Raw genomic sequence first — 9,674 nt, 5'->3', positions numbered from 1 at the left:
GTGAGGATTCTAAAAAACTATACCTTTTATCTTTTTCTATCCTCCTTTTTTAAACCAGACAGTTCTTATAATTGCAAGAACGATCCCTATTGCTCCATAATCAAAAACTAAGGCGACTAAATATTGGAATACCCAAAAACAAAAGAAATTGATAATTGTGGGAGTTTTAGTATCTCCTGCTAGTTAGATGAGGTGATTTAGATAAACTGAGTTTAGCATTTAATCCCTCATAGAGCATTTAATTTTTCATGAACTTCTTCTGAGGTTGTTGTTATAATAAAACAATATCTTTTTTTGGATGCAGAATAAAATGAAAAAAGACATTTTATTCTAGTAATTTCAATTTGTAAATGAGATTATGAGTATATTAACATCAGAATTAGTATAACTAGACGATATTGATTTGCTCTGCTTAAAAACTCATTAACTTATTTATTATATTTACAAAAAAACTTGCAGAATGCGTCGTATCATTTTATATATCACCTTGTTGTTTACTGTTTTGACAGTTGCACAGTCAGAGCAGTTGGCTAAAAATTATGCTCAGCAAGGGCAATATAAAAAAGCACTTTCTGTATACCAGAAATTATATGCAAAAAACCCAAATCGTACGAATTACCTATTAGGGTTAGTAGAATCACACCAACAATTAGAACAATTTACCGAAGCAGAAAATATCCTTAAAAACAGAATAGCAGCAATTCCTAATAATGCACAAATGTTAGTAGAATTAGGACATCACTATGATGTACAAGGGAAAACAGAAGAAGCACGTTCTTATTATGATAAAGCTATCAAAACGTATGATGATAATAATGCAAACCATGCTTATTCTCTCGCTCAGACTTTCGAAAAGTATAGTTTATTAGATGAAGCTGCTATAATTTATGAAAAAGGGATGGTAGATAACCCAAGAGCTAATTTTAATGTACAGCTAGCTAAAATTTATGGAGAGCAAGGAAAATTAGAGAAAATGTTCGATAGTTATTTGGCATTATTGCAATTACAACCTAATTACATAAGTGTTGTACAACGAAACTTTGGAGATTATATCACCGATAATCCAGTAAGCGAAGCCAATGTTATTTTTAGAAAGCTATTGATTAAAAGACTTCAACAGAACCCTAATATCTTGTATAATGAAATGCTAAGTTGGTTATTTGTACAGCAAAAAGAATTTAAAAAAGCATTTATACAAGAAAAAGCTATGTATAAACGTACAGAAGATGGGCCAGGAGGTATTATTGCTTTGGCTAGAATTGCAATTTCAGAAAAAGACATTAAATCTGCCACAGAGATCCTAAACTATATTTTAGAAACTTCTGCATCAAAAGATATGAAGCTGACTGCTCATAAAATTATTCTAAAAGCAAAAGTGGAGAACGCTTCTAAAAAAGACTATAAAACAATTTTAGAACAATATAACACCATATTTGAAGAGTATGGTAAATCCAGAGAAACAATTGGATTGCAGATTGATTATTCACATTTTTTAGCATTTAATCAAGATAAAAAACAAGAAGCGATTCGTTTTTTAAAAGAAATCTTAGATAGAGAACGTCTTTCGAGATTTCAATCTTCTCGTATAAAAATGAAAATTGCAGATATTTTGGTTTTAGATCAAAAATTTAATCAAGCATTAATCTATTATACACAGGTTCAGAATGTATTAAAGAATAATTTTCTAGCTCAGGATGCTCGTTTTAAAGTCGCAAAAACTAGTTATTATAAAGGAGATTTTGCATGGGCACAGACACAACTCGATGTATTAAAATCATCAACCTCTCAATTAATTGCTAATGACGCTATGGAACTTAGTCTTATCATTAGTGATAATTCTCTGGAAGATTCTACGCAAACAGCATTAAAGATTTTTGCTAAAGCAGACTTACTAGCTTTTCAGAATAAAAACCAAGAAGCTATTGCAATGTATGAAACGATACTACAGCAACATAGAGGAGAAAAGATTGAAGATGAGGCTTTTTTGCGCCAAGCAAAGTTGCTAGAAAAAGAGAAGCAGTTCACTAAAGCTAAAGTTAATTATCTAAAAATTATAGAATTTTATAACGACGATATTTTGGCAGATGATGCCTATTATTGGTTAGCAGAATTATATGTAAATGAATTAGCAGAACCAGAAAAAGCTAAAGAATTATACGAAAAAATAATTTTTAACCATGCTGATAGTATTTATTTTGTAGAAGCTCGAAAAAAGTATAGAGCCTTGCGCGGTGATGCAATAAATTAGATAATCACCCAGAGATAGATTCATTATAAAGAAGTAAAGAATTTGATCACTATTAAAAGAGATTTTCATTTTTTAAAAGGAATTACCCCACTAGACTTCTGCTTCTTTGTAACTTTATGCGTTTTTAACGATATTAAAAGTAACCTCCTAAACGAATATAACAATTATGTATATCTATAATGTAACCATAAATATAGAAGAAACTATCCATGATGTGTGGTTAAATTGGATGAAAGAAGAACATATCCCTGATATGTTAGCTACAGGAAAGTTCAGTAAAGCATTAATGAGCAAAGTGTTAGTGGATGAAGAAATGGGAGGATTGACGTACTCCGTACAGTATACTACAGATAGTAAAGAAACGTTACAAAAATATTATGATGAAGATGCAGATCATCTTAGGGCAAAAGGGAATCGTTTTGCAGGTAAGTTCGTCGCTTTTAGAACAGAGTTAGAAATTGTAAGTAAGCAGAATGTCTAAAAATAAAAAAAAATATACTCCTAATCATAAACGTTCCCCTGAGAAAACTGCAGTAAAAGCAAAAAAACATCTGGGACAACATTTTTTGAAAGATGAGAATGTAGCTAGAAAAATAGGGGATACGCTTACTTTAAACGGATATCAGAATGTTATTGAGATTGGACCAGGAATGGGAGTACTCACCAAATATATTCTCCAAAAGGATATCAACCTTGTAGCAATGGATCTGGATAGTGAATCTATAGCATACCTCAATACTAATTTTCAATTAGAGCACTATGAGATTTTAAAAGGAAATACTAGTTTTCAAGTTATAGAAGCAGATTTTTTGAAATTTGATTTAAGTAAATTATTCTCAAAAGAGCAATTTGCAATAACAGGAAACTTTCCTTATAATATTTCTACACAAATTGTTTTTAAAACATTAGAAAATAGAGACCGTATTCCAGAGTTTACAGGGATGTTTCAGAAAGAAGTGGCACAGCGGATCTGTGAAAGATCAGGAAGCAAGATCTATGGAATTCTTTCTGTATTAACACAAGCATTTTATGAAGTAGAATATCTTTTTACTGTTCCTCCTGATGTTTTTAACCCTCCACCAAAAGTTGATAGTGGAGTCTTACGATTGATACGAAAAAAAGAATATGGATTATCATGTGATGAGAAATTATTTTTTAAAGTAGTGAAGACAGCTTTTGGGCAGAGACGTAAAACATTAAGAAATAGTCTTAAAACTTTTGAATTAGAAGAAGAAATTAAAACACTCGAAATATTAAGTAAACGTCCAGAGCAATTATCAGTTGAGCAATTTTTAGAATTAACACTTTTGATCGAAAAACAAGAGTAGAATTAATGAATTTCTTACTATTTGACTAGTATAATATCTCAATAGAATATATTTTTTTATGTTAAGAGCTTTTAATTAGTAAGTTAATGACTCTTTAAGTTTGTGTCAAAACTTCTGTTCTTTATTTGGTATTACCATCGGATACCAGTATTTTTATTTAGTTTTACTCACTAAGTGAGGTTTTTATTGCTTAGAAGCTTGCCTCGAAATCAAAAATATTTTTTCAAATGAATACCTCTGAGATTTGTCCCGAGGTAGTTTACTAAAAAATGATATAGATATATGTTAGCCCCATTAGATGATTCTTATTATATGAAGAAAGCACTTCAGGAAGCAGAATTGGCATATGAAAAAAATGAGGTCCCTGTAGGAGCGATCATTGTAGTAGCGGATAGGATTATTGCCAGAGCTCATAACCTTACAGAATTGCTAACCGATGTTACTGCTCATGCTGAGATGCAAGCTATAACAGCAGCATCTAATTTTCTTGGAGGAAAATACCTTAATGAGTGTACATTGTATGTAACATTAGAGCCATGCCAGATGTGTGCTGGAGCCCTCTATTGGAGCCAGATTAAGAAAATTGTTTATGGAGCTGTAGATCAAAAGAGAGGATGTACAGTGATGGAAACAAAGTTGCATCCAAAAACTGAAATTGTAGGAGGAGTTTTAGAAAAAGAATGTGGGGAAATTTTAACTCGTTTTTTCGTTGAAAAACGTAATTTGAATTAACAACTAGTTTTTTAGCATATGAAAAATACAATCGCTGAACGGATACAGGATTTTTTGAAACAATTCCCTCCTTTTGATAGCTTAACAAAAGAAGAGCTTCTGTTGATTTCTGGTAAAATTAAAGTTTTATATGCTGAGAAAGGAGAATACATCTTTCAACAAGGAGGACCGTGTCATGATGAATTCTATATTGTAAGAGAAGGAGCTGTAGGACTATATCGAGGTTTTGATACAGATCAGAGTTTGATCGATATATGTGATGCAGGAGATCTATTTGGTCTCCGTATTATGATTATCAAAAAAAAATACCGGATGTCTGCTAAAGCAGATGAAGAATCCATCATATATGCTATCCCAGCGCAGGTATTTGAACCATTAATTGAAAAAAATAAAGAAGTAAATAAGTTTTTATTAGGCACTTTTGCAGCTCATGCTAGAAATAATTTTACTGAAACAGAAAAAGGACAACGAATAGATAATACAATTTCTATTGAAGCAGCCAAGGACCTTTCTTCATTGAGGAGAGTTTCTTATCGAAAAAAACCAGTTACCTGTTCATTAGATGATACGATTCAGCATATCGCTATAAAGATGACAGATAAAAAAATAAGTTGTATTGTAATAGTTAACAATGATAAACATCCTGTAGGCATCATTACTGATAGGGATTTAAGAGCCAAGATAGCAACAGGGTTATATGCTGTAACATCATTAGTAGGACAAATTATGGTTTTTCCTGTAGTTACATATTCAAAAGATATGACAGTTGCAGAAGCTCAGATCGCTTTGATTAAACATGATATAAGCCATCTTTGTATTACTAAAAATGGTACTCAGAACTCAAAACTTATAGGGATTCTTTCTGAGCATGATCTTTTAGTCTCGTTTGGTAATAATCCCTCTGTACTGATAAAAGAAACGAAACGTATACGAAGCCTTCATAGACTCCGGTATATCCGAAAACAAGTAGAAAAACTACTTAAATTATATTTAGAACAAGATATTCCTACTAAACATATCATACATCTTATTTCTGAAATTAATGAGGCGCTTATTATACGTATTATAGAGTTGTCATTAAAAGAAATGCCTGCAGCACCACCAGTTAATTTTTGTTTTATGGTGCTAGGTAGTCAGGGTCGAAGAGAGCAATTACTTTTGACTGATCAAGATAATGCTATTGTTTTTGAAGATGTTGAAGAAGAAGATTATAAGGCGACACAAAGTTATTTTTTAGAATTAGCAGATAAAATTACAAAAGGACTCCATGTAATTGGATTTGAGTATTGTCCTGCAGAGATGATGGCTAGTAATCCTAGATGGTGTATGTCTTTATCAAAATGGGAAACACAATTTAGAGATTGGGTTATCACTCCTACTGAAGAAGGAACATTATTGTCATCTATATTTTTTGATTTTCAATATGTGTATGGAACTGCTGCTATGACAGATAGATTGTCCGAAATCGTATTTGAAGGAGTAAATAAAAGTAATAGATTTTTAGCATTATTAGGAGTTAGTACATTACAAAAACCATCCCCATTAGGGTTCTTTAAACAGTTTTTGATTGAACAAAACGGTGAACATAAAGATACTTTTGATATTAAAACCAGAGCAATGATGGTATTGATTGATGCTGCAAGAATATTAATATTGTATTATAATATTAGTGGGGTAAATAATACATTACTACGCTATGATAAACTTGCAGAAATCGAGCCCAGAAATGCAGCACTTTTTGAGAGTTGTTCTAAAGCATTTAGAATATTAATCAAATTTAGAACTAGACAAGGTTTACTTCATCACGATTCAGGTAAGTTTATAAAATTGAATGAACTGAGTAAAAATGATAAATTGAAATTAAAACGATGTTTTAGACCTATTAGAGATATACAAGAACTATTGAGAGTACGTTTTCAGCTTAAGAATTTTATGTAAATGCAATTCTGGACTAAAAAAAATAAAGAAGAGTATCCTGATTTCTGGAAAGAATATATAAAGCTTTTTGATAAAAAAAATCAAAATAAGTCACTAGATACTGCTCGTTTTATTGCTTTTGATACAGAAACTACAGGCTTTGATTATACAGAAGATCGAATTTTATCTATTGGTGGAATTACAATTATAAATAAAAGTATTGATGTGTCTGATCAATTAGAGGTCTATCTAGAGCAAGATGTTTTTAAAGAGCAAACGGTACCTATCCACGGTATTAGAAGAGATAATAATTTTGGAAAAATCTCCGAAAGAATGGCTTTGGAATTATTCATAAACTATATAGGCGATGCGATCCTTGTTGCACATTATGCAGAGTTTGATAGGAAGATGATTGATAAAGCTTTGAAAAGAAATGGATTAGGTGTGTTAAAGAATGCATTTTTAGATACAAGTATCCTTTATAAAAAAACAAAACATTTGGTGTATTATAATGATTATCAAAACATACAATATAGCCTAGATGACTTGTGTATGGATCTTAAAATTTCTAAAAGTGATCGGCATACAGCAGCAGGGGATGCGTTTATTACTGCTATGGCTTTTCTTAAGATATTAGCAAGACTAAATAAAAGTAAAAAAATAGAGCTCCCTTATTTATTTAAAATAAAATAAGGCTTTGTAATTGTAAATAAAGCAGATGGATGTATAAGATAGTAGAGAATACATCGTTGGGATTTCTTAGCGTACTAGGATGTTTCAGTAGGGAGTATACTAGATTTTTTAGAGTATAAGCAAGAAAGTTCTCGAAATATACTATGTATTTAGGAGTTTTTAATCCCTCATCGAGAGTTTAATTCTTCGAAAATTGCTACGAAAATAAAATGTGTTCTCTGGGAGCATACCTCATGAGGTTCTGGAGGCGTAACTTAGTTATAGTATTGTATTAATGCAATATATAAAGATGATTGAAAACAAAAAAACACTACATCTATTGTAGTGCTTTCTAAACTTTAAGGATAAGATGTTTTATCCATGAACTAGGCGTACACCCGCAGCAGTAAGCCCTTTTTTGCCATTTTCTTCATGGTATTCTACTTTGTCACCTTCATTTAATGCTTCACCATCAATTCCTGAGATGTGTACAAAGATGTCTTTTCCTGTTTCGTCGTTGGTAATAAATCCGTAACCTTTTGATTCATTAAAAAATTTTACTGTTCCTTCCATTGTAATTAAGATAATATGTATTTTGAATTCTAAAGGTAGTTTTTAATTTTATAGAAATGGTTATTAGAAAGTGAATTTTTTTTAAAACTAAGAGTTGTTATTTTCTCTATTTTGATCATAATCTCTCATTTTTTTTAGGTTTTCTTCAGTAAGCATATAATCCTTTACTTTTTTATCTTTCCATCGGTAGTAAATAAAAAGAGGCATTAAAATAAATGAAGAAACTAATATCCCGATTCCTACTAATTTATCTCCGGTTATATGATCGCCTGTATTTTTAAAATAATATCCAACGCTAATTAGAATAACAATGGCTATAAAAAGTATTCGGATTATATATTTCATTTGTATGAATTATGGTCTACGTTTATAAATGATTTACGATAAAATCATAATGGATTTATCGTGTAAAATTAATTAACTTTCTGCGATATGCAGTAAGCAATTTTGATTTTGAAATAAATCCAAAATATTTTCCGTCTTTAAGTACAGGAAGATTCCAAGCTCCTGTATCTTGAAACTTTTTCATTGCTGATTTTGCATTATCATGCTCATATATAATACTATCCGATACTTGATTCATAAGAGAGTCTACAGTTGTTCTATGATATAGAGAGATATCAAACATAATATCTCTAATATCATCTAATGAAACAATACCTATGAGACACTCGGACTCATCAATAACAGGGAAAAGATTTCTATTTGACTTTGCTACCGCTTCACTTAATAATTGTTTTAAGGTATATTCGGGTTTTACAGCTATAAAATTAGTTTCTATACACTCCTCTAGATTCATTAAGGTCAGTACAGTTTGATCCTTATCATGTGTTAGTAAATGTCCTTGCTCTGCTAGTTCTCGGGTATAGATATTATGTTCTATTCTATTTTTTGAAATAATAAATGATATTGCTGTCGTGATCATTAGAGGAACAAACAGTTCATAACTAGACGTGATTTCTGCAATTAAAAATATTGAAGTAAGTGGTGCATGGAGTACACCTGCGATAAGCCCTGCCATTCCTAGTAATGTAAAATTAGCTTCAGAAACATGAAATCCTATTCCTAGATTATTAATTACTTTAGATACAACATTGCCTAATGCGCTACCCATAACCATAGTAGGGATAAATATTCCGCCTGCACCTCCTGCAGCAAATGTAGCTGTCATCGCAATTGCCTTAAAAATAGTAATACCGGTTAGTAATGCAATAATAACCCAAATGTTACCTGTCATGGTATCAAATGGGGTTTTGCCAATAGCTGTTAAGTGATCTCCTCTCAATAAATCATTTATAAACCCAAGACCTTCTCCATATAGGGGAGGGATAAAATATAGCATAATTCCAATAGTGACTCCACCGATTAACAGTTTGTGAATTTTTTTAGAAAAACGATTGAAAAAATGAAGTATCCCAAAATACATTTTAGTAAAATAGATAGAAGCAATTGCAGTACCAATACCTAGAATAATATAAAAAGGAGTATCGTAGATGTCAAACTTTTCTATAACATTAAAACTAAATAATACTTCATCTCCTAAAAAGAAATAAGATGTAATAATAGAGGATACTGAAGCAAAGAGTAGGGGTAGTAGAGAGGCTAAAGTAAGATCTAAGCTAAATACTTCTACAGCAAAAACCAAACCTGCTAAAGGAGATTTAAATACTGCAGAAATAGCTCCTGCAGAAGCACATCCGATAAGTAGTACTCTAGTTTTTTGATTGATATGGAATAGATTGCTAAAACTAGAACTTAGTGCTGATCCAGAACTGATTGCAGGTCCCAGAAGTCCTACTGATCCTCCAAAACCTACAGTGATTGGAGCTAAAATAAGAGGTAAATACCCATGGATGGGTTTAATGATAGCCTTTTTTTTAGAAAGTGAATAGAGAATTAGCGGTATAGCAGATTGTACATCTTTCTTAACTATATATTTAGTGATTATATAAATGATAAGTAACCCAATTATAGGGATAATAAAATAAAAAGAAGCTTGCCAAGAAATAATATCACTTTCTAAAACTACTTGTATAAGGTGCGTAAGATTTTTTAATAAAAGCGAAACAAGTCCAGCAGTAAATCCAACAAGAACACTTAGAATCAGGATAAAAGTTTTGTCAGAAATGTAACGATAACGCCATTTTAGGATTCTATATAGTAGTGTCTTTTTCTTTTGGAGAGACATGTGTATTTAACTTATA

General features: G+C 31.2%; 9 protein-coding genes. 6 read left to right on the top strand and 3 right to left on the bottom strand.

What is annotated here, in order from left to right; translation table 11 throughout:
* Positions 1 to 460 precede the first annotated feature (460 nt).
* The 6 genes from N456_RS05440 (at position 461) to N456_RS05415 (ending at position 6,918) form a co-directional block, all read left to right on the top strand.
* Positions 461 to 2,248 (top strand): tetratricopeptide repeat protein, encoded by a 1,788-nt coding sequence (locus N456_RS05440; RefSeq protein WP_062054724.1) that lies wholly within the window; start codon positions 461 to 463, stop codon positions 2,246 to 2,248.
* Between the two features lie 166 nt (positions 2,249 to 2,414).
* Complete coding sequence (locus N456_RS05435; protein WP_062054721.1) at positions 2,415 to 2,729, top strand: DUF4286 family protein; 315 nt, start codon at positions 2,415 to 2,417, stop codon at positions 2,727 to 2,729.
* Positions 2,722 to 3,576 carry a 16S rRNA (adenine(1518)-N(6)/adenine(1519)-N(6))-dimethyltransferase RsmA gene (gene rsmA, locus N456_RS05430; RefSeq protein ID WP_062054719.1) on the top strand — a complete coding sequence of 285 codons (855 nt, stop codon included), beginning with the start codon at positions 2,722 to 2,724 and terminating at the stop codon, positions 3,574 to 3,576. The genes N456_RS05435 and rsmA overlap by 8 nt, the downstream gene beginning before the upstream one ends.
* A gap of 282 nt (positions 3,577 to 3,858) precedes the next feature.
* Positions 3,859 to 4,308, top strand: coding sequence for a nucleoside deaminase (locus N456_RS05425; RefSeq protein ID WP_062054717.1), 450 nt, complete (start codon positions 3,859 to 3,861; stop codon positions 4,306 to 4,308).
* An 18-nt stretch (positions 4,309 to 4,326) separates the two neighbouring features.
* On the top strand, positions 4,327 to 6,246 hold the full coding sequence (locus N456_RS05420) for a DUF294 nucleotidyltransferase-like domain-containing protein (RefSeq protein WP_062054715.1): 1,920 nt from the start codon (positions 4,327 to 4,329) through the stop codon (positions 6,244 to 6,246).
* The gene (locus tag N456_RS05415) at positions 6,247 to 6,918 is read left to right on the top strand and encodes a 3'-5' exonuclease (protein ID WP_062054714.1); all 672 of its coding nucleotides are present in this window, start codon (positions 6,247 to 6,249) and stop codon (positions 6,916 to 6,918) included.
* A gap of 354 nt (positions 6,919 to 7,272) precedes the next feature.
* Here the strand turns inward: N456_RS05415 and N456_RS05410 are convergent, their stop codons facing one another.
* The 3 genes from N456_RS05410 to N456_RS05400 all read right to left on the bottom strand — a co-directional run bounded on the left by N456_RS05410 (position 7,273) and on the right by N456_RS05400 (position 9,658).
* A complete protein-coding gene (locus N456_RS05410; protein ID WP_062054712.1) occupies positions 7,273 to 7,470 on the bottom strand; it encodes a cold-shock protein in 198 nt (65 codons plus the stop codon).
* Between the two features lie 87 nt (positions 7,471 to 7,557).
* Complete coding sequence (locus N456_RS05405) at positions 7,558 to 7,815, bottom strand: hypothetical protein (protein WP_062054710.1); 258 nt, start codon at positions 7,813 to 7,815, stop codon at positions 7,558 to 7,560.
* Between the two features lie 55 nt (positions 7,816 to 7,870).
* Entirely contained in the window at positions 7,871 to 9,658 is a 1,788-nt protein-coding gene (locus tag N456_RS05400; RefSeq protein ID WP_062054708.1) for a chloride channel protein, read from the bottom strand.
* Between the last annotated feature and the right edge of the window lie 16 nt (positions 9,659 to 9,674).

It is taken from the genome of Aquimarina longa SW024 (assembly GCF_001401755.1).
GTDB lineage: Bacteria > Bacteroidota > Bacteroidia > Flavobacteriales > Flavobacteriaceae > Aquimarina > Aquimarina longa.
The sequence above is the reverse complement of the archived record's forward strand: the minus strand, read 5'-3'. Positions and strand labels throughout refer to the sequence as shown.